The organism is Cupriavidus sp. 01L415 (assembly GCF_056400065.1).
The window spans coordinates 73,864-98,025 of sequence record NZ_JBFTSP010000021.1; the positions used below are offsets into that span (position 1 = coordinate 73,864).

Here is a 24,162-nt window from a genome sequence, read left to right on the forward strand (position 1 = left end):
GCCGCGGATGCTGCTGTTCCCTCATGCGGTGAGGGCAAGCCATCAGGTATACAAGCCTGTGATGGCAGCAGCCGAATATTCTATTTCTCTATTGCTCATCCCCTTGGATACCATGGGTTCACAGGGATGCAGCGCGTCGCTCGCCCAGACAAAAATTATCCGGAAGAGACATGAAACACTTCATCGTGAAAGTGGGGGTAGGTGCGCTCATTTCCTGCAGCGCCTACGCCCAACCGACGTATCCTGACCATCCGGTGCGTCTCATTGTCGGGTTCGCAGCTGGCGGTAGCACGGACCTGGTTGCCCGTATTGTCGCCAACAAGATGAGCACGCTGCTGGGCCAATCCGTCGTCGTGGAGAACCGCGCGGGAGCCGGCGGGAGCATCGCTACCGACGCTGTGGCGAAGGCCAAGCCAGACGGCTACACGCTCCTATTCGGTACCAGCTCCCACGCAATCAACGCTTCGCTGTACAAGCGTTTGCCCTACGACTCCCATGACGTAGTTCCTGTGTCGATTGTCGCGTCGGTTCCGATGGTGCTGGCCGTGAACCCGTCGGTGAAGGCGAACACGGCGAAGGAGTTCATCGATGACATCAAGAAGAATCCGGCGAAGTACACGTACGGGTCAGCAGGCAAGGGCAGTGCGGTGCATATGGCCGTGGAGCTCCTGGCCTACCAGGAAAAGCTGCAGGTCACGCACGTTCCGTTCCGCGGCGCGAGCCAGGCGATTCAGTCTGTGATTTCGGGCGATATCCCGTTCATCACGGACGCCGTGTCGACGGCTGCGCCGATGGTTCAGGCCGGCAAGCTGAAGGCCCTCGCTGTCACCACGTCCACACGCTCGTCGGTGCTCCCCAATGTGCCGACGATGAAGGAAGCAGGCTTTCCTTCCTATGAGACGTCCATCTGGAACATGGTGATGGTGCCAAAGGGAACGCCTGCGCCAGTCATCGAGAAGCTTAGCGCTGCCCTGCTGGCGACCGTGAGGGACCCCGACGTAAAACAGCGCATGCAGAAGATTGGCGTTGAACCGGTTCTGGACTCCACGCCGGACAAGGCTGCTGCGTTCGTTCAGGCCGAGACCCGCCGTTGGGCGGAGGTCATCAAAGCTGGCAACATCCAGCAAGAATGAGCTGGGCAGCCGGGCTGCTCCATATATAGGGAGGCCCGGTGTTACGCACCAATCCATGTCGCGCCGGGCCAGGCCCCATCCAGCACCAAGCGACGCATCAACGCGACAAGCTCCCCAGCGACGAAGCTGCTAGCCGGCGACGGGCGACGACTGCTCGCCTGCGCGATGACGATTCGACGGGAGAGGTTGGGCGAAACAATAGGCGCTCCTGCGAGGGTGCCTGCTTCGAGTTCTTCGGATACAGCCGAGCTTGGCAACACAGTAAATCCGAATCCCTGCGCAACCAGGGCTTTCTGAACGCTGAGCGCATTCGTCTCCATTGCCACCATTGGAGTGATGCCTGCCACCGCACAAGCATGCTCGACGACGCCGCGCAACCCGTGAGGAGCGTTTGGCAGCACAAGTGGGATGCCCTTCAGGCTTTCAACGCTTTCCTCCGCGCTTTGCAACGACCCTGGTGCGCCGATGAGATAGAGCTGCTCATCCAGGAGCGCTTCGACGGCCAGGTTGGAAGACACCTTGGTGTCGTAGAGCAGTGCGACTTCTACGTCGCCGGCTTCGAGCCACTCCAGTACGTTGCCCGCATACCCGGCATTGATGCGGACCACCAGTTGCGGATGCTTCGCCTTGACCGCCGACACCAGTTCGGTTGCCAGCAGCTCGCAGGTACTGGGCAGTAGCCCAATCGCTGCGGTGCCGGAAAGCTCGCGGCTAGCTGGCTTGATTTGCGCCTTGGCACGGTCGAGTTCCTGGATGGCTCGTCGGCCGTATTCAACCATCGTGCGGCCGGCCTCGGTGAGCACCATGCCGTGCCGTTCCCGCTCGAATAGCTCCACGCCCAGCTCTTCTTCCAAAAGGCGCACGTGTCTCGAGACCGCAGGCTGGACGATACGCAAGAGGTCCGCCGCCTTGGTGGCGCTACCCGTTTCCGCAATCGCCAGAAGGGCGCGCAGTTGCTTGATGTCCATATGGTTTGCCTGCTCCGGGTCCTATGCAGAATCGTGATGCTGCCATCAAATAATTGTATTTCATGGTGCGATACCAACAAAACTATGATAGCAGCGTTGTCCCACTTTCGTGTACCCACTGCCTACTATGACCAGTCCCAGCTCGGAGCCGCTCGCGTGGCAAGAGGCCATCTTCCAGGCCTTCAAGGAAAACAATATTCAACAGGTAGCGTACGTGCCGGACGCCGGCCACGCGCACGTTATCAAGAGCGCCATCGCAGACCCGGACATCCGGGACATCGTGCTCACCACTGAAGAAGAGGGCGTGGCTGTCGTTAGCGGTGCCTGGCTCGGCGGTCAGCGAGCAGTTCTGCTGATGCAAAGCAGTGGTGTGGGCAATTGCGTGAACATGTTCTCGCTGCTCGATAGCTGCCGCTTCCCGTTCTTCACGCTCGTGACGATGCGTGGGGAGTATGCGGAGTTCAATCCGTGGCAGAACCCGATGGGGTTGGCTACTGAGAAGGCTCTTGAACTGATGGGAATCACGGTCTACCGCGTGAACTCGCCCGAAGATGCGGCAGAACTCGTCGACGCGGGCCTGGTATCCGCCTTCGACGCCGGCAATCGCGTTGCCGTCCTTCTGTCCCAGAGCCTGATTGGCCGCAAAAAGTGGATGCGCTGAGCTATGACTACCTCGACTCCCAAGAACGGTATTGACCGTCGCAAGTTCGTTGCTGAACTCTTGAAGCAATTCCCTGACGCGCTCGTCGTAACGGGTCTTGGTTCGCCTGCATACGACGTCTTCGCTGCCGGCGACCGGCCGAGCAACTTCTACCTGTGGGGCGCAATGGGTGGCTCCACGTCACTGGCTCTCGGCCTGGCAATTGCGCAGCCGGAAAAGACCGTGATTGTCATTACAGGTGACGGTGAGCAGCTGATGGGTATTGGCAGTCTAGCCACTGCGGCCGCGCAACATCCCCAGAATCTGTCTATCGTGATTCTGGACAACGGTCACTTCGGAGAGACAGGCATGCAGCAGAGCCACACAAGCCTGGGTACCAACCTTGCACAAGTGGCCAAGGCGGTCGGTGTGCCTTCGACTCTCGAGATTTCCGACATCGAGGAGCTGGGCGCCCTGGTCAGCCAAATCAAGAAGGGTGAGGGCATGACGGTCTCTCAGGTCTACATCTCGACCGAAGAGCCGCAGCGTGCTCTGCCTCCGCGTGATGGTGTCTACGTGAAGAACCGTTTCCGTCAGCACCTCGGATTCGGACCCTTCTAAGCCCAAGGGAAGCAAAGCGCCATGAAGCAGTATCCAATGTTCATCGACGGGGCCTTCGACAATGCAGCCGACGGCCGTTGGTTTGAAACCCACAACCCCTACACCGGAAAGCCTTGGGCCGAAGTTGCTCGGGGTAGTGAGGCCGATGTCGACCGAGCAGTGAAGGCGGCAGACCGAGCCTTCCGTTCGGGGCCTTGGGCCGACATGACAGCGACGCAACGTGGCGCCTTGCTGCGAAAACTCGGTGACCTCATCGCAGAAAATGCCGACCGGCTTGCCGAGTTCGAAGTGCGGGACAACGGCAAGCTACTTGCAGAGATGGGGGCCCAACTCAGGTACCTGCCGCAGTGGTTCTACTACTTTGGCGGTCTGGCAGACAAGATTGAAGGCTCGGTTATCCCGCTGGACAAGAAGGGGTACTTCAACTACACGCGCAAGGAGCCACTGGGCGTCGTCGCGGCAATCACGCCGTGGAATTCTCCGCTTATGCTGTTGGCTTGGAAGATTGCTCCAGCTTTGGCTGCGGGATGCACGGTGGTCGTCAAGCCATCGGAATTCACTTCGGTGTCTGCGCTGGAACTGGCATTGCTGTTCCAGGATGCAGGCTTTCCGCCGGGCGTATTCAATGTAGTGACCGGATTCGGCGGCGAAGTCGGGTCTCCACTCGTAACGAATCCGCTTGTGAAGAAAGTGACATTCACAGGCTCCGACGCGACCGGTCGTATCATCAACCAGCAGTGCGCCGAGCAATTTAAGCATGTGAGCCTCGAACTGGGTGGCAAGTCGCCGAACATCGTCTTCGATGACGCCAACCTTGACGATGCGGTCAATGGTGCGGTCTCCGGCATCTTCGCGGCCAGTGGCCAAACGTGTATTGCAGGTTCGCGACTGCTTCTGCAAGAGAACATTCACGACGCATTCGTTGAGAAGCTTCTTGCACTCGCCGGTACTGCGAAGCTTGGCAACCCGATGGAATCGACCACGCAGGTCGGTCCAATCACGACGCCGGCGCAATACGAGAAGGTCCTCTCATATATCGAGATTGCCAGAACCGAAGGCGCGAAGCTCCTGCTTGGCGGAAAGCCAGCGAGTTGTGGTGGGTGGTTCGTCGAGCCAACCATTTTCGCGAATGTACTGCCGAAGATGCGAATCGCACAGGAGGAGGTATTTGGCCCGGTCCTGTCCATCTTGAAGTTCAAGGATGAAGACGACGCGGTTGCGATTGCTAATGACAGCTGCTATGGACTTGGCGCGGGCGTCTGGACGGGTGACATCGGCCGCGCATTCCGCATGTCAGAGCGCATTCAGGCGGGTACTGTCTGGGTCAACACGTATCGTGCCGTGAGTTTCATGTCGCCGTTCGGCGGCTACAAGGACTCTGGCCTTGGTCGCGAGAACGGTATGACCGCCATCGAGTCGTACCTGCAGACGAAAAGTGTGTGGGTGAATACAGGTGCCCCGACCGGAAACCCGTTCACAATTCGTTAGGGCACAACTTAAATTGACAATCGTGCAGCAGCTCAGGGGCATGTGCTCCGAGCTGTTGCGCTGCGTGGGCGCTTCCTGGTGTTGCCCCAGGCCGACATAGCATGACAAAGAGCAAGATTTCGCGCTAGGTTGGAAGTTATGTGGACCGGCTACCGAAGCTGAGTTAATCGTGCCGTCCTCGCTGCGGCAAACTATACGGCGTCATTTGGGCGCCGCCCGCCGACTCCGCTGCTTCAATCAGCGTGTCAATGAGAGCCTTTGCACAACTAGGGAGGCCTTCCAGTTCTCGCACGATGACAGCACGCTCCCGGAGCGCCCACGGTTCGAGCAGTTCCACAATCGCGAGCTTCATCGTTCGGCGGTGTCGCAGGGCAGCCGACAACGGCAGGACCCCGACGCCGACTCCAGCCTCAATCATTCGGCAAGCGGCCTCGAAGCTTCTGATTTGGATTCGAATCTGGAGCTTGCTTCGCTGGTCGCGCACAAGGTCGGTCAGGAAGGCATGAAGCGTACTGCCCTCGTGGAGACTGACGTGCTCATACTCGAGGGTGTCTTCAAAGCAGACGTCTTTCTTCTTCGTTAGCGGGTGTCCAACCGGCGTTACCAGGACGAGCTTGTCAGTGCTGAAGTGAATGACCTCCAGGCCTTCGGCAGTCATCGGTCCAGAGATGATGCCCAAGTCGGCACTGCCGTCCAGCACGCCACGAATAATGTCTCGAGTGAGACGTTCCTGCAGGTCTACCGTTACGGCATGACGCTCTGCCATGAAGCGAGCCAACACCTCCGGCATGAACTCTGTGACCGCGGTCGTATTGGCGAAGATTCGGATGTGCCCGACGGAGTCTTTGGAGAACTCTTCAAACTCGCTTCTCACGTGCTCGAACTGGCGTTCGATGACTCTGGCGTGGCGTAATAGCCGCTCACCGGCCGGCGTCAGGGAGAGTCCTTTGCTTTCCCGATAGAACAAGCGCGTGCCAAGCTGGTCTTCCAAGGCTTTCAGCCGTGCGCTGGCTGCCGCCGGCGAAAGAAAGGCTTTCTTCGCCCCGCGGGACAGGTTTTCTTCCTCGGCTATGCGTGCGAAAAGCCTAAGGTCGGCAAAGTCAAAATGCATCGAATCTCCTCCGCCCACACTGTACCAAGCCGAAACATACGGCGCAAAGGGTGCTGCCCAAGGTGTGCCTCGCACCCGCGTTCGCTACAGGCGAATGACCGATTCGAAAAAGCGAGATTTACCTACTTCGCCTTCACTGCCATCCTGCCTTATATCCAGCTGTTTGTTGCTGCGCCGGCAGCGCGAACGTTATCAACCTTCGAAAGGCTGCTATGCGTCCCCTTGATGGCATCACTGTAGTATCTCTGGAACATGCAATCGCAGCGCCGTTCTGCACTCGTCAACTGGCAGACCTCGGCGCCCGTGTCATCAAGATTGAACGACCGAAGGTTGGTGACTTCGCGCGCGGATATGACGAGCGGGTAGACGGCATATCCTCGCACTTTTCTTGGACCAACCGCTCGAAGGAGAGCCTGGCCCTTGACCTTAAGCATCACGAAGCGCCGGCGATTCTGCAGAAGATTCTGGAAGAAGCCGATGTCCTGGTGCAAAACCTGGCACCGGGGGCGGCCGACCGCCTTGGCTTGTCGTACGAGGCGCTGACGCAGCGCTATCCCGGCATCATCGTTTGCGATATTTCCGGCTATGGCAACGACGGCCCGTATCGTGACAAGAAGGCCTATGACCTGCTGATTCAGGCTGAGTCTGGGTTCATTTCTATCACGGGTACGCCCGACAGTCCGTCCAAGGCGGGTTGTTCGATTGCCGATATCGCCGCCGGTATGTACGCCTACACCAACATCCTGGCTGCCCTCCTGCAACGCGGCAAGACGGGCAAGGGCTCGCACATTGACGTGTCGATGCTGGAGAGCATGGCCGAATGGATGGGGTATCCGCTCTACTACGCGTTCGATGGAGCCACGCCCCCGCCGCGTGCCGGCGCCTCGCATGCGACGATATTCCCGTACGGTCCATTCTCGGCAGGAGACGGTAAGACCGTCATCCTCGGACTGCAGAATGAACGAGAGTGGGATGCATTTTGCCGCGTGGTGCTGGAACAGCCGGAGCTGACCAAGGACGAGCGGTTCGTCTCGAACTCGTTGCGCAGCAAGAACCGCGCTGAGCTGACCCAACTAATTGTCGACTCGTTCGCGCCGCTGACCATCGAGCAGGTTGTCGAACGACTGGAACGGGCGCAGATTGCCAATGCACGTCTCAACGAGATGCGGGACGTGTGGAACCATCCGCAGCTGAGAGCGCGTGAGCGCTGGACCTCGGTCAATTCCCCGGTGGGTGCAATTCCAGCCTTGCTGCCGCCGGGCCTGTCGAATGCATATGAGCCGCGGATGGACGCTATCCCGGCGCTTGGTGAGCACAGCGAGAGCATTCTCCGCAAACTTGGCTACGTCAGCCAGGATATCGACCGCCTTCGTGCAGAAGGTGCCATCTAGCGTGTCGCCCGCCTGGTTCTGAAGCACATCGTCTCCTTCGACCTCACTCAGGCGACGGAGACGTTTGCCATTCTCGACTTCACATTCCACTATGACCACGTCTTCATCCGCTCGCTCGTACCTCTTCGTCCCTGGCAACCGTCCAGAACGGTTTGCCAAAGCTCATCAGTCTGGAGCAGACCGGGTCATTCTCGACCTGGAGGATGCCGTGGCGGAGGGCGACAAGGACTCAGCCCGCCGCCAGGTGTCGGAGTATCTCGAGGCGGGCGGTACCGGGATTGTCCGGATTAACGCCACCAAGGCGCGTTGGTTAGACGACGTCCTGGCTTGCCGTAAGCCCGGTCTTCAAGGGGTCATATTGCCGAAGGCAGAAGGCTCCGAGGTGATTGCGAGAATCGTCAAGCATCTGCCGACGAACGTGAAGGTGCTTCCGCTGATTGAGACCGCGCGGGGGATGAAGTGTCTCGATGAAGTTGCTTCGACGGTCGGAGTCGAGCGCCTGATTTTCGGAACTGTCGACTTTCGCGCTGAGCTCGGCATTGAGGGCGACGACCAGGAGCTGTTGTACTTCCGTTCGATGATTGTGCTGGCTTCGAAGGCGGCAGGCATTGCAGCTCCTATCGACGGTGTGACGGTCGCCATCAACGATGTGGAGGAGCTTCAGCGCGCCTCCGTCCGGGGGCGCCGGTTGGGATTCGGTGCGAAGCTCTGCATCCACCCCACTCAGGTATCGGAGGTCAATAAGGCCTTTCGCCCGTCCGACGAACAGATTGCCTGGGCCGAAAAGGTTGTCTGCACTGCCAGGTCCTCGCCCGGCGCCTTCAAGCTAGACGGTGAGATGGTGGATGCCCCTGTTATTGCTCGAGCCAGAGAGCTTCTGCGGCAAGCCGGCTTGGCCCGAGCATAAAGCCTGGAACGGATGGGAGCTCAGCGGGCTCCATGAAAATGTATGGTCAGCCTGATCTTTGCAACCTTGGCCTGTGACCTAAGATGAAATGGCTTGCGCAAATGTATCCGGGCTCGCAATGGGCGCGGATCGCGCCCGGCCCCCGATGAGAAGCCGCGCCCGACAGTCCTCAAAAAAGGCTCAGTCTGCAGGACTGAATTTCATGTCAGGTTATCTGTCGGGCCGTGAGCCGATTCTCTTCATCACGGGTCAGAAGTCGCAAAAGCAGGCGGGAAACTCGGATCAGGCGGTGGCCGGATGCGCCCGGTACTCGCCCCCCTTGGCCAGGATCGCCCAGACGATTCTGGCCATTTTGTTGGCCAGCGCGCAGGCGACGACGTTACTGTGGCGCCGCTGCATCAGGGACCTCAGCCAGATGCCCAAGGCATCGGTACGGCGCGGGGCGCGCTGCATCACCGCTCGTGCGCCTTGGACGAGCAGGGATCGCAGGTGCTTGTCGCCGCGTTTTGTGATGCCCAGCAGGGTGGGGCGCCCGCCTGTGGAATGCTGTCGGGGCACCAGACCTAGCGAGGCGGCAAAATCGCGCCCGCGTTTGAAGCCGTGCATATCGCCGGCCATGGCCAGCAGGCAGCTGGCGGTGATCGGGCCAATTCCGGGAATCGTCAGCAAACGTCGGCCGGCTTCGTCTTCGTCCAGTTGCCGCTTAAGTTCGCTGTCAAGTTGAGCGATCTCTTCGCTGAGCAGGCCATAGCGCCGGTGCAGGCGCAGCAGGAGGGAGATGAGCCGGGGTGGGAGCGTCACAGCGGGACTGTCGAGTAAGGCCGGCAGGCGTGTAATGGCGAGCGTGCCTACTGGCAGGCTTACACCGAACTCAAGCAGGAAACCGTGAATCTGGTTGGCCGTAGCCGTGCGCTCGGCCACCAGAGCCTCACGTACCCGGTGCAAGGCGAGCAGCGTCTGTTGCTCGGGCGTCTTGAGCGCTACAAAGCGCATGGCCGGGCGCGCTGCTGCCTCGCAAATGGCCTCGGCATCGGCAAAGTCAGTCTTGTTGCCCTTCACGAAGGGGCGCACGAATTGCGGGGCGATCAAGCGGACCTGATGGCCGAACGCCTGGAGCTTGCGAGCCAGCCAGTGCGCGCCCGCGCAGGCTTCCATCGCGACCGTGCTGGCTGGGCAGTTGGCCAGCACCGTCAGGAGCTGTGTGCGCGTGGCCTTCTTGTGCCACACCTCGTGGCCGTGGCGATCCTGTGCGTGCAGAAAAAAGTAGTGCTTGCCCAGATCGATGCCGATCAACGTCGCGGTGCCCATGATGATCTCCTGGAAAAAAGAAACAGCCCGATCAGCGTAAGCCGATCGGGCTGTTTCGGTCAGGCTGACCATCTCATTAAAGGTGGGTGGCGGCAAGTCGAGCCCCCACCTTTTCATTCGGAAATCCGTTCAATGACGTCGAGCACGGTTCCATCCCGGTATTCGACGATGCCCACAACCTCTCCAGTTGTACTCGGCACTGCTTGCCGCCTCTCCAGGCGTCGGTGTGCTTCGTCATAGAGTACTTCGATAGGGGCGACCTTTATCCCTGCCGAGACGAGGCGCTCCTTGACGTCGATTCGGAGCGGATTGACGGCAACGCCGGCTTCCGTGACCACGACGTCCACGGTCTCACCTGGGGTCGTGACGGTGCGCACCCGTTCGACAATTTTGGGTACGGTCCCAGCGCGCAGTCGCGTCGTAACGATGGAGAGCTTCGCCCCGGCCGCCGTATCGCTGTGGCCGCCCGACCCTCCAATGATGCGGCCGTCACTAGCGGTGGTCACGTTGACGTTGAAATCCAGGTCGACCTCCGCAGCACCAAGAATCATGGCGCTCAGTTGGTTGACGACTGCGCCTTTGTTCCAAGGGTTGGCGTACATCGACGCCGACATAGCCTGATGTCGCGGGTTGTCGCGAAATGAATCAACTGCGCGCAGGTCGAAGCACTGGACGTCCAGCAGACTCCGGAAAAGACCCTGTTCGAGCATGTCGACAAGGTAACCCGTGATTCCACCCGCCGCGAAGCTGCCTGTGACGCCCCGATGAAGCATTGTTTCCCGCAGGGATGCGGCGACGGCCAAAGAGATGCCACCGGCGCCTGTCTGAAACCCGAAGTTCTCATCGAGAAGGCCGGCCGCATCGATGACCTTCGCTGCGGTCGCGGCTATAGCCAGACCGATAGGCTCTTCCGTAGGGCGTGTTGTACCCGAGACGATTTGTGCGCGATTGCCAATGGAGGAAACGGCGACAACGTAGTCCACGTAGTCCTGCCTGATGAATATTGGGCAGGCGGGATATGGCACCAGGTTGTCCGTGACGACGATGACCGTGGCGGCATGGCCGATGTCGGTTTCCGCATAGCCCAATGTTCCGCAAGCGGATGGACCTTGGACGCCGTTCATGTTGCCCATGGCGTCTGCAGTTGGAGCGGCCACAAACGCAGCGTCGATGCGCAGAGTGCCGGATTCGACAAGCCTGGCCCGCCCGCCGTGGGTGTGCATGATGAGCGGCGAGGGAAGTGAGCCTCGAACGACCGCATCGGCCACCGGCCCCGCCGCATATGCGGTGTAGATTTTGCTGATGACTCCGGCCTCAATGAGCTCCACCCATGGCGCATGGACGGGGAAGATGGAGCTTGCAGCGACCGTCAGGCCACGCAATCCCATCTCAGCGGCTTCTTTGAGGACGGCGTTGGCCACCGCATCGCCGTTGCGCAAATGATGGTGAAAGGAGATGGTGGACCCATCTCGCACGCAGGCAGCGTCCAAGCTTTCCCGTATCGAGCCAAGCAACTTAGGTGTTCCTCGGGGGAACGAGCGCAGGCTTGTTTCCACCCGACGATGGACCTCTGGGCCCGCATTAAGGCCTGCATATGGCTTCAGGCGCTGTCCATCAGCCCAATCTGGGACGAGTCTGCCAATACTGTTCTTCATGGTTTTCTCTCGTTTCCGGTTGCTCACAGGCCGTCTTCACGGAGGCGGGCCACGGTACCCAGAGAGACGCCGAACCAGTCGTGGAAGGAAGCTTCCAGGTCCTTGCCGTCTCCCCAGCCCACCCGTTGCCGCAGGTCGGCCACCGACAAGTCAAACAGGAAGGAATCGAACAGTGCCCTCATGAGCCGCTGCGTTCGGCACAGTTGGGTAAAGGCGGCGCCCTGGGTGAACAAGGCTGTGCGAATCTTGTTCGGCGTAGTTTGCAATGTGGTCGCCATGACTTTTGCGTTCCATGTCTCCTGAGGATTCTGGAACACGGTCCCTGAAATCAGCTCGCGCAGATGTTGCACCTTGGCGCTTGCGCTACCCGTCGCAAAGGCGGGAAGTTCCTTTGAGGACACGCCATGGCTATCGGAGAGGGAAAGGGTGCATTCGGATGGGAAGAAGATGCCACCCGTGAGGTGTAGGTCAACGGATTCGAACGCGGGGATGCCAATTGTCTGGCCCTCACGGAGAGGACGAGTAAATCCGCGTCGGCTCAGCGTTTGTTCGCCCCTGGTAGCCGTGATTGACATGGGGAACGCGGGCACGAGCCGATGAAGTGAAACTCGGGAGCGGCATCGGATTTGAACTTGCATGGGCCTGGCTGTGCGCATTGTCATGACTCAATGCTGGAGGCACATTGGTGCTTCGTAAATCCGCGAATTCCGAATGCTGCATTCGGATTCACTCAAGGTGGAGGCTGCTTTCTGCCTGACCGAACGGCGCGTTCCGAACTTTCGAATTTTCGGTTGTGCGTGTCACGTGCATAGTGGAGGCCAAGCAGTTCTAACTGAGGAAAGCCATGGATGTTGAGCATTTGAAGCAGTGGGTCGGAAGGACGACGGAAGCCCAAGACGAAATCACTGCGTTCCCGGTTGCGGCACTTTCGGCGACCCTGGACTATGAAATTCCTGCCGTGCGCCGTGGCGAAGCAATCTCTCCTCTCTGGCACTGGCTGTACTTCCTCCCCCTGCATCGCCGCTCCGAGATTGGTGCGGACGGTCATGCGAGCCGCGGTGGCTTCTTGCCTCCCGTGCCGCTGCCTCGCCGTATGTGGGCGGGTGGGCGCCTCCAGTTTCATCAGCCTCTCCGCGTCGGCAATCTTGCTTCCAAGGTCTCGACCATCCTCGATGTCAATGCAAAGTCCGGACGGAGCGGCTCTCTAGCCTTTGTGACGGTCGAACACAAGTACTACGGACCGTCGGGGCTCGCCGTCACCGAAGAGCACGACATCGTCTACCGTGAGGCTGCGTCGCCGGACGCTCCTGCTGCCGAAGTTGTTCCGGCGCCCACCGACGAAGAATGGGTCCAGGAAGTGGAGACTGACGCTGTTCTGCTCTTCCGCTTTTCGGCACTGACCTTCAATGGCCATCGGATTCACTACGACAAGCCGTATGTGAGCGGTGTCGAACACTATCCCGACCTGATTGTTCATGGCCCGCTTCAGGCCATGCTGTTGCTGGAACTGGTGCGCCTCAACCTTCCGGAAGCTACGATCAAGTCGTTCTCGTTCCGCGGCGTCCGCCCGACCTTCGTGCCGCAGCGCATTTCCGTGTGCGGAAAGCGTTCTGAGGACGGTAAGACCGTCAATCTCTGGATTCGCCATGAAGACGGGGCGCTCGCGATGAGCGGGTCCGCCGAGCTGGCTTAACCCTTATAAGACTGGAGACCGATGTGCTGAACGCAGTCGATGAGTATCAAGAAATCCGTGAAGCAGTCCGTGACCTTTGCGGCCAGTTTTCGTCCGAGTACTTCCGCAAGATTGACGAAGTCCGAGGCTATCCCGAAGAGTTCGTCAATGCGCTGACCGAAGCCGGCTGGCTCGCCGCGCTCATCCCTGAGGAATTCGGTGGCTCCGGGCTGGGTCTGACCCAAGCGTCGGTCATCATGGAAGAAATCAACCGCGCCGGCGGCAACTCGGGTGCATGCCATGGCCAGATGTACAACATGGGCACCTTGTTGCGCCATGGCTCGGATGAGCAGAAGAAGCTCTACCTCCCCAAGATTGCGAGCGGTGAGCTGCGCCTGCAGTCGATGGCTGTGACGGAGCCGACTACGGGCACGGACACGACGAAAATCAAGACTACGGCCGTTCGCAAGGGCGACAAGTACGTCGTGAACGGGCAGAAGGTGTGGATTTCGCGCGTTCAGCATTCCGACTTGATGATTCTGTTGGCGCGTACGACGCCGCTGGACCAGGTGAAAAAGAAGTCGGAAGGCATGTCCATCTTCGTGGTCGACCTGCGGGAGGCTATCGGGAACGGTCTGACCGTTCAGCCCATCCTGAACATGGTCAACCATGAGACCAATGAGCTGTTCTTCGACAACCTGGAAATCCCTGTCGAAAATCTGATTGGCGAGGAAGGCAAGGGCTTCAAGTACATCCTGGACGGCCTCAATGCCGAGCGTACGCTGATTGCGGCGGAATGCATTGGCGATGGCTACTGGTTCATCGACAAGGTGACCAAGTACGTCAACGAGCGCATCGTGTTCGGCAAGCCTATCGGCCAGAACCAGGGCGTGCAGTTCCCCATCGCACGTGCATTCGTGAACGTCGAAGCGGCAAGCCTCATGCGTTTCAAGGCAGCAAGGCTGTTCGACGCACACCAGCAATGCGGTGCAGAGGCGAACATGGCCAAGCTCCTGGCTGCCGACGCTTCGTGGGAGGCGGCCAATGCCTGCCTGCAGTATCACGGTGGCTTCGGCTTTGCGGCCGAGTACGACGTCGAACGCAAGTTCCGCGAAACCCGTCTATATCAGGTGGCGCCTATCTCGACGAACCTGATTCTGGCGTACGTCGGCGAGCACATTCTCGGCATGCCTCGGTCATTCTGATAACCGTATCGGTGGTCTCCTGACCATTGGGACCTGCGATAGGGCAGGTCCCTTTTTTGCTTTTTGGCCAGTTTGAAGCCGATAACCGACGCACGGTAGCCACTGCATTCCTCAGTGGTACGGTTGAAGCCGCCTGGGGTCCCATGCCGCCACAACCCGACATTGATTTCAGGTGTGAGTGAGGGAGCGAGCGTCTTCTGCAGCCTTCGCCGCGCTTAGGACGTGGTCAAAGCAAAGTTGACGAGTGGTCTCCGCATCCCGCTTCTCAATCGCCGATACAACTGCATCGAGCTCCTTGATGGATTCGGCAAGCCGTCCGGTGCGGCCGAGCGACAGACGGCGCAAGAGAGTAATGCGGTTGTTGAGCTGGGTGAGCATCTGCCCGGCAATTTCATTTCCGCATCCTTCCATCAAGATTGCATAGAAGGTGTTCTTGCCTCGGAGCAAGGCATCGGTGTCTGCGGAAACCTTGGGCGTGGCCAGGTATTGCAGCGCTTCCCTCAGGCGCGAAATCTGTACGTCCGTTGCATTACGCGCGAACCCTTCACCGATGCACGCCTCGAGATAGGCGCGCACAGCGTAAATTTGACGCGATTCCTCTTCGGAGATGGTGGCTACCACCGGGCCCTTGTGAGGAATCAGATGAATCAACCCCTCCGCCTGGAGCTGCTGTAGCGCCTCGCGTAATAGCGGCCGGCTCACGCCAAGGTTTTCGCAAAGCTCCCGTTCGACGAGTCGTGCCCCCGGCACGAAGCGGCCGGAAAGGATGGCTTGACGCAACCTATCCGTCACTTGTTGACGTAGGGTGGTCATGTCGCGCTTGATGTACAGGTCTGTTTCCATAGGTCGCCACGCTGGTTGCCGGGAATTATCCCAGATTTCCAACCAAACAGATTGTCAGACAATCTTATTGACTTACGAAAAACTGCGCTCTACGATGGGACCCACTAACCAAAGGAGAGACGCATGAATCAAGACTTGTTCGACAAAGGCCTCAAGACCCGTCGCGAAGTGCTGGGTAGCGAGTACGTCGACGCATCGCTCAAGAGCGCGGACGACTTCAATCGCGATATGCAGGAACTGGTGACGCAGTACTGCTGGGGAGATGTCTGGAATCGCCCAGGCCTGGAGCGTCGCACGCGCAGTTTCCTGAACCTGGCCATGATTGCCGCGCTCAATCGGCCGCACGAGCTGAAGCTGCACGTGCGGGGCGCCATCAACAACGGGCTGACCAAGGATGAAATCAAGGAGGTCTTCCTGCAGGTGGCCATCTACTGCGGCGTGCCGGCGGCAATCGATTCGTTCCGAATCGCCCGGGAAGTGTTCAAGGAAATGGACATCTAAGGAGTCGGCCATGAAGCAGATTGGATTCGTCGGCCTGGGGATGATGGGTTTCCCCATGGCCGGCCGCCTGGTCGCAGCGGGGGTGAACGTCCTCGCCTATGACGTCGTCGCGGAGACCCGGGCGCGCTTCGCCGCCGAGCAAACGGGAGACCGTGTAGCGGCGGACCTGCAAGAGTTCGGCGATTGCGATGTCGTCGTAACGATGCTGCCCAACTCCGAAATTGTCGATGAAGCCGTCCTCAAGCTGACCAAGGTTCTGCAGCAAGGAGCCATCTTGGTCGACATGAGTTCCGCCGACCCGGTGCGCACGCGAACGCTCTCGGATGCGGTCAAGGCGGCGGGCTTGACCATGATTGATGCTCCCGTGTCCGGCGGGGTAAGTCGCGCACGTGCCGGCTCCTTGGCGATTATGGTCGGCGGTGATGCCGCTGATGTCGAAAGGGTTCGGCCGCTTCTTGGCCACCTGGGTTCCACGCTCACCCATGTCGGTGGCATTGGCGCCGGCCACGCGATGAAGGCACTGAACAACTATGTTTCGGCCGCTGGTTTGATTGCTACCGCGGAAGCGCTGATTGCCGGTCAGCGCTTTGGCATCGACCCCAATGTCATGGTCGACGTCCTGAACAGCTCCACTGGGAAGAACAACACAACGGAAAACAAGGCCAAGCAGTTCATGCTTTCCGGTGCGTTCAATTCAGGATTCTCGCTCGCCTTGATGGCAAAGGATGTCGGCATCGCGGCTGTCCTTGCCGAGGCAGTAGACGCCGCAATGCCGCTGGGCGTGTATGTCAACGCTTTGTGCACGCAAGCATCCAACGAGCTAGGGAAGGGCGCGGACCACACGGAAATGTATCGCTTCGTCGAGCAACCCTAGCCGCCGGCCCATGCACGGCTCCGCCAAGGCATCCGATAGATAGCGGATAGCCTGGGCGGCATCCCAATTCTTTGATGTACTGATTTTCCGCGCCAAACGGAGCGGTGGGCCACGCTCGTCCCTACGACGGCTGCAGCCCGAAAAAAGACAAGGCGATTCGACAGAGGTTGCCATTCAGATTGGAGACATCATGAAACGATTACTTGCAGTAGCCACAGGCATTGCCATTGCTCTGACGTCAGCGCTCGCGACTGCCCAGTCTTATCCGAACAAGCCTATTCAGGTCATCATCCCTTACGCACCGGGTGGGTCTACTGATGTCATCGGGCGGGCATTGGGCGAATCTATGGCTCGCAACCTCAAGGAACCGGTCGTCATTGAGAACTCCGGAGGCGCGGGTGGGACCATTGGAACGGCGCGCGTGGTGAACGCGCAGGCGAATGGCTACATGCTGCTCTTCCACAACATGGGCATCGCCACGGCACCAGCGCTGTACAAGAAGCTGAACTTTGACTCGGCCAAGGACCTGGAGCCGGTCGGTCAGGCGGCTGACGTGCCGATGATTCTTGTAGGAACAAAGGGGTTTGCACCTTCGAACCTGAAGGAGGTCATTGCCCACATCAAGCAAAAGCAAGGTTCGGTGCGCTTCGGCCATGCAGGTATCGGCTCGACTTCGCATCTGTGCGCAATGCTCCTGGCCAAGACACTGGGCACGGAGGTGACCATGGTGCCGTATCGCGGAACCGGACCGGCGTTGCAGGACCTGCTCGCTGGGCAAGTCGACCTGCTCTGTGACCAACCGGTGGCGACCGGTCCCTACATCAGGAGCGGAATGTTGAAGCCATATGCCCTGGCGGCAGCTTCGCGTCTGGCGAGACTGCCCGATGTCCCCACTTTCGCCGAGGCGGGCTTGCCGAACTTTGAACTCGAGGTTTGGCACGGCCTCTACGCACCGAAGGGCACACCGACGGCAGTCATTGAGCGATTGAACCAAGCATTGCGCTTCGCGCTTGCCGACCCGGCCGTACTGCAACGGTTTGGCCAGATGGGGGTCACAGTTCCGACCTCTGAGCGACAAGATGCGCCGGCACTCGGGACGCGCACCAAGGCAGAAATCGCACGTTGGACACCGGTCATCAAGGCGGCAGGCGTCTACGCGGAGTAATCCGGCTCGGACAGGACCGGCGGTTCCGGCCTACTCAGAGAGTGGGGCGTCCACAAGAACACCGGTCCTCAGCCGACGGATGCGCGGGTCAACAAAGTACCCTCCGCCCTCCACGTAGCGCAAATACGCGCGTTGGCAAACCTTGCACTCCGAGACGGTGGAGCGGTTGTACGGAAAGTAGAGGGGAGCAATCGGTGCTTCGGCTGACCAGAGGGTTGTGCCCTGTGGGTGATACTCCTCATACGTCGCCTCGGTGTAGGCATCGCGAAGCAGGGTGCCAATGACGCGAAGCTGTTGCTCTGGGAAGGAGACTGGCAACGACGTCCATTCATCGAGCTCAGGGGCGCTACACGCACAATCGAGAGTTACGGCATCGGTGCGGCGGGCGAGAGCTTGCAGGGCGTCAAACTGCAGGTAGGTTTCGTTTTCCACGGGGCGTTACGTGATAGGACAGACTTCTCAGAGTCAACCCTTGCATCATACCGTCGCTGCGGATATCAACACAGTGCTCTCCGCCCTGCCTCCGCGAAGCGCAAATGATGACACCACGTTGCCCACATACCTGGGGTCCTATGGGACCCCATCTTCATTTCTTCTTCTTCAACCAGGAAACGGCCACATCGACCATTGGATGGTACCGATTTGAGTTCCATGCCAGCGCCGCAGCCACCACCATGATTCTCTCCTTCAAGGGGCGCACAACGACGTTCTCGGGTGCCACCTTGCGCATGGAGGACGGTACCAGTGCTACGCCTTGACCACATCCAACATAGGCGATTTGCGATGTGATGGTGCGCACCTCGTGCAGGACGCGAGGAGCAAAGCCATGCGCGCGGCAGACTGATGTAAGCAAGTCAAAGTAGACGGGGCTACGCTCTCTCGACGACATCACCAGTTCCTCATTTGCAAGCGAACGCAGGCTCACCCTGGAAAGTGCGGCCAAGGAATGGTCCTTCGGAAGTGCCACCGCGAGTCGGTCCTCCGACAAAGGCATGGTCATGATGCCACTTCCCACATCACCATCGAGGCGAACGAACGCCAGGTCGAGTTCGCCGGACTTCAAGGCCGGAATTGCCTCAACACTGTCGATTTCCTTTATGAATACAGTGAGATGTGGATACGCCTGCCTGAGCGAATCCAGCAGTGGCGGAACCGTCTCCAACATTGCAGATGTGACTGCACCAATGTGTAGCACGCCTGATTGACCGGAAGCGACCTCACGGATGACCAACTGCAGCCGCTCCACTTGGCTCGCGAACTGTTGAACTGCCGGCAGGATTGCAGCGCCCGCGGGACTAAGCTGCGTGCCGCGCCGCGACCGTTCGAAGAGTTGTAGTTTAAGTGACTGTTCAAGAACCTTGATTTGCTCGGTCAGGGGCGGTTGTGACATGTTCAGTCGCGCTGCAGCACGTCCGAAGTGCTGCTCCTCGGCAACGGCCAAGAACAACCAAAGCTGCCTTATCAGGCGGAAATCGATTGAGGTGTTCACTTCAGGGCCCTCCGTATGCCGTGTTTTGCCAAGTGTCCTCTGTTCCGAAAATCGTATCACGGAGATACCTAGTTCGGAATTTACATATGAGATGCAGGGGCCGATGATTCCTTCGAATCTTCGTGAAAACCGGCAATGTGTGAGCTCTTGCGACTCGACCGCTGCGTAGCGGCTGACGTCAGCTGCGATTCCGATGCGCAGGACTCTCCTTGCTTCGTTTTTCGCTACCACCCACCGGGCACGGACGCCATTCAGCGGCTGCGACAGTGCTGGCCCCGTGGTGTTGGCACAAACAACAAAGATGGAGGCAACATGAGTGAATTCAGTTTGGATGTAATCCGCCAAGCTGCGGCCCGTTTACGCGGAAAGGTGGTGCGTACCCCTCTGCTCGAATCGCCAATGCTTAGCGAGCGTGCGGGCTGCCGGCTACTTGTAAAGGCCGAGGCGCTTCAGCTAACGGGCTCCTTCAAGGTCCGCGGCGCACTCAATAAGGTTCTCTCGATGGAGCACGCCGCGCGACGACAGGGCATCGTTGCGTTCTCTGCCGGAAACCATGGTCAGGGAGTTTCTGCGGCCGCTCGTCAAGTTGGTTGTCCGGCAGTCATCGTAATGCCGAACAATGCCCCGCGAATCAAGGTTGAGAACTGTCTGTGGTGGGGCGCAGAAGTCGTCAAGTATGACCCCCAGACGGAAGACCGTGTCGAGGTTGCTCAGCGTATCGCTCAGTCCCGACGCATGACGGTTATCCCTCCATTCGACGACTACGACATCATGGCGGGTCAGGGTACCTGCGGGTTGGAAATCGTTGAGCAACTGGAGGAGATTGGGGTGAGGCCCGATGCAGTTGTTATTAATTGCAGCGGTGGCGGGCTTGCCTCTGGTGTCTCGGAAGCCATCAAGAATGCCTTCCCGAACACGCGGGTCATGATTGCGGAAGTCCTCGGCTATGAAAAGGTCGCACGGTCGTTGGAGAGCGGCAGGCCTGAAAGCAATCCCTCAGTTCCCAAGACAATCCTCGACGGCATCTCGGGACCGACGGCCGGCGCGAAGACCCTCGAAGTGCTGCGTCGCCACCAAGCTACTGGGCTAAGCGTAAGCGACGACGACGGACTAAATGGTGTTGCCGCTGCGTTCAAGATGCTCAAGCTAGTCGTCGAGCCGGGGGGGGGCGCTTCCCTAGGTGTTGTCCTGGCAGGGAAGGCCGACGTTGCAGGAAAGAACGTTGTGGTCATCGCTTCCGGTGGAAACGTCGACCCTTCAGTTTTCTCCATGGCGCTTGAGCGCTGTTGAGCACACCCGTCGGCCCGTCCTCGGCGTCGGAAACCTCCATTGCAAACCAACATTCCCATCATGAATCCTCAACAGAGATTAGAGGCTGCTGGCCTGAAGCTGCCAAAGGCGTATTCCCCGTCGGGCAACTATCGACCGTTTCGTCGAGCTGGGCAGCTTCTTTTTGTTTCAGGCCATGGACCGCGGCTTGAAGACGGCAGTTATGTCACTGGTCAGCTTGCGACTCCCGATGATGTGAAGTCGGGCTATGGAGCCGCTCAACTCGCAACTCTGAATCTGCTTGCGGCAGTTCAGCTAGCCGTGGGTGACTTGTCTAGGGTGGAGGCGGTTCTGAAGGTCCTCGGGCTAGTCAACTCCACGACTGCATTCATGCAGCACCCCAAGGTAATCGATGGCTGTTCGGACACATTGGTGGCTGCGTTTGGGGACGATGTCGGCCAGCATGCCCGTTCCGCTGTGGGCATGGCCTCTCTCCCGCACGGAATGATGGTGGAGGTTGAGGCCGTATTTCTCATCCGCGACTGACGACGTAGGCCCCGATTCATCACGAATGGACGTACAGCGCCCTCGTACGAAAAAAGCAGTCCACCCCAATTCAGGGCCGCTACTGGCGAGAAGCCGGATAGACGAAGGGGTGGACCACTTCTCTTGGAGACACCCACACATGAAACAGAATATTGTTGCGCTTTCGGTCGCTATCTTCGCCGCTGGAGCGGCCCATGCTCAGAGCAATGACACGCTTGCCAAAATCAAGGCCGTAGGGAGTATCACCCAAGGCGTACGCGAAGCTTCTGGTGCTCTTGCCTATGCGCTGGGAAACGGGGTCTATGCCGGCTTTCACTACGAGGTCTGCACCAACATCATCTCTGATATCAAGAAACAGATGGGTCTATCGCAGCTCGAGGCCAAATATGTCCCTGTGACCTCGGCCAATCGTATACCGCTCGTGAAGAACGGTACGGTCGACATTGAATGCGGCTCTACCTCCAATACCCTGGCCCGACAAAAGGAAGTGGCATTCGCCAGTACTCTGTATGTTGAGGAGGTCCGCATGGCAGTTAAAGCTGACTCTGGAATCAAATCACTGGCGGACCTCAACGGAAAAACTGTCGTGACCACGACCGGCACAACCGCGCTACAAGTGGTTCGTCAGAACAAGCGTGCGAAGAATATCGACTTCCGGGAAATCAGTGGAAAGGACCACTCCGATAGCTTCCTTCTGCTCGAAACTGGGCGTGCGGACGCCTTCGTACTTGACAGCCAAGTACTGGCGGGAAGCATTGCCATGGCGAGGAATCCCAAGAGCTTCAAGATTGTCGGCGAGCCACTGTCGGTAGAACCCATTGCCATCATGATTCGCAAGGATGATGCCGCCTTCAAGAAAGCAGTAGACGACAGCATCGCTCGCCAAGTGAAGGATGGAACCATCGCCAAGCTCTATGACAAATGGTTCATGAAGGCAATCCCTCCGTCGAACACTTCGCTCAACCTACCTGCCTCCGCAGCTACCAAGGCCGCCTGGGAACATCTCAACGATAGGCCAACGGAGTCGTACAAGGTCGAATGACAGCGTTTGACGCGACATGCTTACCGTCGAGCGTTAAGTCGTGCAAGAACAGCCTCGCACACCGAGTATCAAGAGCTGTTGCACACGCATTGCGGAGACACCCGCACCTTCGCGGCGGGTGCACCACATAGAAATAGAAAGTTAGGAGCGTTCTATGGGAATCGAATGGGACTGGAAAGTCTTTCTTCAAGACCCCGGAACCTTCCCCACGTACTGGCAATGGCTAATGTCTGCCTGGGGATGGTCCGCATCGGTCGCCGTACTGGCGTTAATTATCGCGTTCATCCTCGGGTCCATCATCGGCATTCTGCGTACGCTGCCTCATAGCCCCGTGCTGTCTGCCTTTGCTGGCGGTTGGGTTGAGTTGTTCCGAAACGTCCCGTTGCTGGTGCAGATTTTTCTCTGGTACCACGTCGTTCCGGCGCTTTTACCCCCGATGAAGAGTTTCGACAATTTCGCGTTGGTGGTTATCGCATTAGGCGTGTACACCTCGGTACGCGTCGCCGAACAGGTACGCTCCGGTATCCAGGCACTGCCTCGTGGCCAGCGCTACGCGGGCATGGCACTGGGATTCACCACGTTGCAGTACTACCGATATGTGCTTCTCCCAATGGCGTACCGCATCGTAATTCCGCCCTTGACAAGCGAAGCAATGAACGTTTTCAAGAATTCATCGGTCGCCTTCGCTGTATCGGTAACTGAGCTGACCTGGTTCGCCATGCAGGCGGGGGAAGAAACTTCGCGTCCAATTGAAATGTATGCAGCCGTGACAGGCCTATACATCATCTCTGCCTTGACCATCAATCGAATGATGGCGTTCATCGAAAGGCGGGCGCGCATACCGGGGCTGATGGCCTTGGCCGGCGGCGGGGGGCATTGAACTATGGACCTCGATTTTTCGTTCTACGGCTGGGGACTCATCAGCAACTACATCCTTAACGGGATGTACTTCAGTGTGATGTTGACGGTCATTGCGACCGCAGGTGGCATCATCTTCGGGACCTTGCTGGCGCTCATGCGCCTGTCCAAACGGAAGGCTTTGGTTGTGCCGGCGACCGTCTACGTCAACGGCATGCGAAGCATCCCGTTGGTGATGGTTCTCCTCTGGTTCTTCCTGCTAGTGCCTCTCTTGATTGGGAGGCCCATTGGCGCAGAGGTCGCGGCAGTCATCACGTTCATTGCCTTTGAGGCGGCCTACTTCAGCGAAATTATGCGCGCCGGGATTCAGTCCATTCCCCGCGGCCAGATGTTGGCGGGGCAGGCTCTCGGCATGACGTTCAGCCAAAACATGTGCCTTGTCCTCCTGCCGCAGGCCTTCAGAAACATGCTGCCGGTGCTCCTTACTCAGACCATCATTCTGTTCCAGGACACATCTCTTGTTTATGCCATCGGCGCCAACGACATGCTGAAGGGCTTTGTGGTCGCTGGCACTAACCGAGGTCGTCCAGTTGAAAGCTACCTGCTTGCCACCGCCACCTATTTCATCATCTGCTTTGCGCTGTCCTACTTAGTCAAGCGCGTGCACCGGAAGATTGCCATTATCCGCTGAGCGGAAACTGAGGATACTGCTATGTCTCAAGCCATGATTGAAATCAAGAACGTCTCCAAGTGGTACGGCCCGGCGCAAGTACTTCATGACTGCTCACTGAGTGTGAACAAAGGCGATGTGGTGGTTGTTTGCGGCCCGTCTGGCTCAGGAAAATCCACGCTGATTAAGACAGTGAATGCACTGGAGCCGTTTCAGAAGGGCGAGATTATCGTCAACGGAATCGAGCTTCATGGCCCGAAGACCAATCTTCCTAAGCTCCGCAGCAAAGTTGGGATGGTGTTCCAGCATTTTGAGCTGTTTCCACACTTGTCAGTGACCGAAAATCTGACGATTGCCCAAGTCAAGGTGCTGGGTAGGAGCATGGCAGATGCGAGAACACGTGGTTTGAAGATGCTTGACCGGGTTGGCCTGATGGCACATAGGGACAAGTTTCCCGGCCAGCTCTCCGGAGGGCAGCAACAGCGTGTTGCCATAGCACGCGCTCTTTCCATGGACCCTGTGGTCATGCTGTTCGATGAACCCACCTCGGCCTTGGACCCCGAGATGGTAGGAGAGGTCCTCGACGCGATGGTGGGCCTGGCCAACGAAGGCATGACCATGATGGTTGTCACGCACGAGATGGGCTTTGCGCGAAAGGTGAACCGCCCCGGGTACCGTGGAGGCTGGTTGGTTTAAGTTAATAGCGTTTCAGCGGCAGGCATTTGAAGCTGCTGATAGTAGTTTGCCTCAGCTTCGGCGGGCGGGATATAGCCAAGGGGTTCCATCAGCCGGTGGTGATTGAACCA

24 protein-coding genes and 1 pseudogene are annotated in these 24,162 nt (G+C 58.7%); 17 read left to right on the plus strand and 8 right to left on the minus strand.

Annotated elements, in window-relative coordinates; translation table 11 throughout:
* The first annotated feature begins 170 nt into the window (after positions 1-170).
* The gene (locus AC1DOX_RS23370) at positions 171-1,133 is read left to right on the plus strand and encodes a Bug family tripartite tricarboxylate transporter substrate binding protein (protein ID WP_441620876.1); all 963 of its coding nucleotides are present in this window, start codon (positions 171-173) and stop codon (positions 1,131-1,133) included.
* A 41-nt stretch (positions 1,134-1,174) separates the two neighbouring features.
* Here AC1DOX_RS23370 and AC1DOX_RS23375 read toward each other — a convergent pair whose 3' ends face one another.
* Entirely contained in the window at positions 1,175-2,101 is a 927-nt protein-coding gene (locus AC1DOX_RS23375; protein ID WP_441620878.1) for a LysR family transcriptional regulator, read from the minus strand.
* A 127-nt stretch (positions 2,102-2,228) separates the two neighbouring features.
* Here AC1DOX_RS23375 and AC1DOX_RS23380 point away from each other — a divergent pair, with 127 nt between their 5' ends.
* From AC1DOX_RS23380 to AC1DOX_RS23390, 3 genes are read left to right on the plus strand one after another with little or no spacing between them, the layout of a single operon-like run.
* Positions 2,229-2,762 carry a phosphonopyruvate decarboxylase gene (locus AC1DOX_RS23380; protein ID WP_441620880.1) on the plus strand — a complete coding sequence of 178 codons (534 nt, stop codon included), beginning with the start codon at positions 2,229-2,231 and terminating at the stop codon, positions 2,760-2,762.
* A gap of 3 nt (positions 2,763-2,765) precedes the next feature.
* Positions 2,766-3,362: a thiamine pyrophosphate-dependent enzyme gene (locus AC1DOX_RS23385; protein WP_441620882.1), complete on the plus strand. Its 597-nt coding sequence runs from the start codon at positions 2,766-2,768 to the stop codon at positions 3,360-3,362.
* A 21-nt stretch (positions 3,363-3,383) separates the two neighbouring features.
* Positions 3,384-4,850 carry an aldehyde dehydrogenase gene (locus AC1DOX_RS23390; RefSeq protein WP_441620884.1) on the plus strand — a complete coding sequence of 489 codons (1,467 nt, stop codon included), beginning with the start codon at positions 3,384-3,386 and terminating at the stop codon, positions 4,848-4,850.
* A gap of 163 nt (positions 4,851-5,013) precedes the next feature.
* Here AC1DOX_RS23390 and AC1DOX_RS23395 read toward each other — a convergent pair whose 3' ends face one another.
* Positions 5,014-5,961 (minus strand): LysR family transcriptional regulator, encoded by a 948-nt coding sequence (locus AC1DOX_RS23395; RefSeq protein ID WP_441620886.1) that lies wholly within the window; start codon positions 5,959-5,961, stop codon positions 5,014-5,016.
* A 212-nt stretch (positions 5,962-6,173) separates the two neighbouring features.
* On the opposite strand from AC1DOX_RS23395, the gene AC1DOX_RS23400 reads away from it, so the two are divergent.
* On the plus strand, positions 6,174-7,352 hold the full coding sequence (locus tag AC1DOX_RS23400; protein WP_441620888.1) for a CaiB/BaiF CoA transferase family protein: 1,179 nt from the start codon (positions 6,174-6,176) through the stop codon (positions 7,350-7,352).
* 91 nt (positions 7,353-7,443) lie between these two features.
* The gene (locus AC1DOX_RS23405; RefSeq protein ID WP_441620890.1) at positions 7,444-8,259 is read left to right on the plus strand and encodes an HpcH/HpaI aldolase/citrate lyase family protein; all 816 of its coding nucleotides are present in this window, start codon (positions 7,444-7,446) and stop codon (positions 8,257-8,259) included.
* A gap of 282 nt (positions 8,260-8,541) precedes the next feature.
* Here AC1DOX_RS23405 and AC1DOX_RS23410 read toward each other — a convergent pair whose 3' ends face one another.
* The 3 genes from AC1DOX_RS23410 to AC1DOX_RS23420 all read right to left on the minus strand — a co-directional run bounded on the left by AC1DOX_RS23410 (position 8,542) and on the right by AC1DOX_RS23420 (position 11,623).
* The gene (locus tag AC1DOX_RS23410) at positions 8,542-9,567 is read right to left on the minus strand and encodes an IS110 family RNA-guided transposase (protein WP_441620892.1); all 1,026 of its coding nucleotides are present in this window, start codon (positions 9,565-9,567) and stop codon (positions 8,542-8,544) included.
* A 113-nt stretch (positions 9,568-9,680) separates the two neighbouring features.
* Entirely contained in the window at positions 9,681-11,222 is a 1,542-nt protein-coding gene (gene citF, locus AC1DOX_RS23415) for a citrate lyase subunit alpha (protein WP_441620894.1), read from the minus strand.
* Positions 11,223-11,245: 23 nt separating this feature from the next.
* Complete coding sequence (locus AC1DOX_RS23420) at positions 11,246-11,623, minus strand: hypothetical protein (RefSeq protein ID WP_441620896.1); 378 nt, start codon at positions 11,621-11,623, stop codon at positions 11,246-11,248.
* Between the two features lie 443 nt (positions 11,624-12,066).
* Here AC1DOX_RS23420 and AC1DOX_RS23425 point away from each other — a divergent pair, with 443 nt between their 5' ends.
* Together AC1DOX_RS23425 and AC1DOX_RS23430 are read left to right on the plus strand one after the other, a co-directional pair.
* The gene (locus tag AC1DOX_RS23425; protein WP_441620898.1) at positions 12,067-12,915 is read left to right on the plus strand and encodes an HTD2 family dehydratase; all 849 of its coding nucleotides are present in this window, start codon (positions 12,067-12,069) and stop codon (positions 12,913-12,915) included.
* A gap of 26 nt (positions 12,916-12,941) precedes the next feature.
* Entirely contained in the window at positions 12,942-14,099 is a 1,158-nt protein-coding gene (locus AC1DOX_RS23430; protein ID WP_441620928.1) for an acyl-CoA dehydrogenase family protein, read from the plus strand.
* Between the two features lie 168 nt (positions 14,100-14,267).
* Here AC1DOX_RS23430 and AC1DOX_RS23435 read toward each other — a convergent pair whose 3' ends face one another.
* Positions 14,268-14,942, minus strand: a complete 675-nt coding sequence (locus AC1DOX_RS23435; RefSeq protein ID WP_441620900.1) for a GntR family transcriptional regulator — start codon at positions 14,940-14,942, stop codon at positions 14,268-14,270.
* A 123-nt stretch (positions 14,943-15,065) separates the two neighbouring features.
* On the opposite strand from AC1DOX_RS23435, the gene pcaC reads away from it, so the two are divergent.
* The 3 genes from pcaC to AC1DOX_RS23450 all read left to right on the plus strand — a co-directional run bounded on the left by pcaC (position 15,066) and on the right by AC1DOX_RS23450 (position 17,482).
* Positions 15,066-15,443: a 4-carboxymuconolactone decarboxylase gene (pcaC, locus tag AC1DOX_RS23440; RefSeq protein ID WP_441620902.1), complete on the plus strand. Its 378-nt coding sequence runs from the start codon at positions 15,066-15,068 to the stop codon at positions 15,441-15,443.
* 10 nt (positions 15,444-15,453) lie between these two features.
* On the plus strand, positions 15,454-16,317 hold the full coding sequence (locus tag AC1DOX_RS23445) for an NAD(P)-dependent oxidoreductase (protein ID WP_441620904.1): 864 nt from the start codon (positions 15,454-15,456) through the stop codon (positions 16,315-16,317).
* A 190-nt stretch (positions 16,318-16,507) separates the two neighbouring features.
* The gene (locus tag AC1DOX_RS23450; protein ID WP_441620906.1) at positions 16,508-17,482 is read left to right on the plus strand and encodes a tripartite tricarboxylate transporter substrate-binding protein; all 975 of its coding nucleotides are present in this window, start codon (positions 16,508-16,510) and stop codon (positions 17,480-17,482) included.
* Between the two features lie 30 nt (positions 17,483-17,512).
* Here AC1DOX_RS23450 and AC1DOX_RS23455 read toward each other — a convergent pair whose 3' ends face one another.
* The gene (locus AC1DOX_RS23455; protein WP_441620908.1) at positions 17,513-17,914 is read right to left on the minus strand and encodes a hypothetical protein; all 402 of its coding nucleotides are present in this window, start codon (positions 17,912-17,914) and stop codon (positions 17,513-17,515) included.
* 154 nt (positions 17,915-18,068) lie between these two features.
* Positions 18,069-18,971 (minus strand): LysR substrate-binding domain-containing protein, encoded by a 903-nt coding sequence (locus tag AC1DOX_RS23460; RefSeq protein ID WP_441620910.1) that lies wholly within the window; start codon positions 18,969-18,971, stop codon positions 18,069-18,071.
* Positions 18,972-19,283: 312 nt separating this feature from the next.
* On the opposite strand from AC1DOX_RS23460, the gene AC1DOX_RS23465 reads away from it, so the two are divergent.
* From AC1DOX_RS23465 to AC1DOX_RS23490, 6 genes and pseudogenes are all read left to right on the plus strand, one after another.
* Positions 19,284-20,261, plus strand: coding sequence for a threonine ammonia-lyase (locus AC1DOX_RS23465; RefSeq protein WP_441620912.1), 978 nt, complete (start codon positions 19,284-19,286; stop codon positions 20,259-20,261).
* A gap of 39 nt (positions 20,262-20,300) precedes the next feature.
* Positions 20,301-20,786: a RidA family protein gene (locus AC1DOX_RS23470; RefSeq protein WP_441620914.1), complete on the plus strand. Its 486-nt coding sequence runs from the start codon at positions 20,301-20,303 to the stop codon at positions 20,784-20,786.
* 139 nt (positions 20,787-20,925) lie between these two features.
* The gene (locus tag AC1DOX_RS23475) at positions 20,926-21,828 is read left to right on the plus strand and encodes an amino acid ABC transporter substrate-binding protein (protein ID WP_441620916.1); all 903 of its coding nucleotides are present in this window, start codon (positions 20,926-20,928) and stop codon (positions 21,826-21,828) included.
* 154 nt (positions 21,829-21,982) lie between these two features.
* Positions 21,983-22,708 (plus strand): amino acid ABC transporter permease, encoded by a 726-nt coding sequence (locus AC1DOX_RS23480; protein WP_441620918.1) that lies wholly within the window; start codon positions 21,983-21,985, stop codon positions 22,706-22,708.
* A 3-nt stretch (positions 22,709-22,711) separates the two neighbouring features.
* A complete protein-coding gene (locus AC1DOX_RS23485) occupies positions 22,712-23,377 on the plus strand; it encodes an amino acid ABC transporter permease (RefSeq protein WP_441620920.1) in 666 nt (221 codons plus the stop codon).
* A 33-nt stretch (positions 23,378-23,410) separates the two neighbouring features.
* Positions 23,411-24,019, plus strand: a pseudogene (locus AC1DOX_RS23490) (amino acid ABC transporter ATP-binding protein); the annotation flags it as partial.
* Between the last annotated feature and the right edge of the window lie 143 nt (positions 24,020-24,162).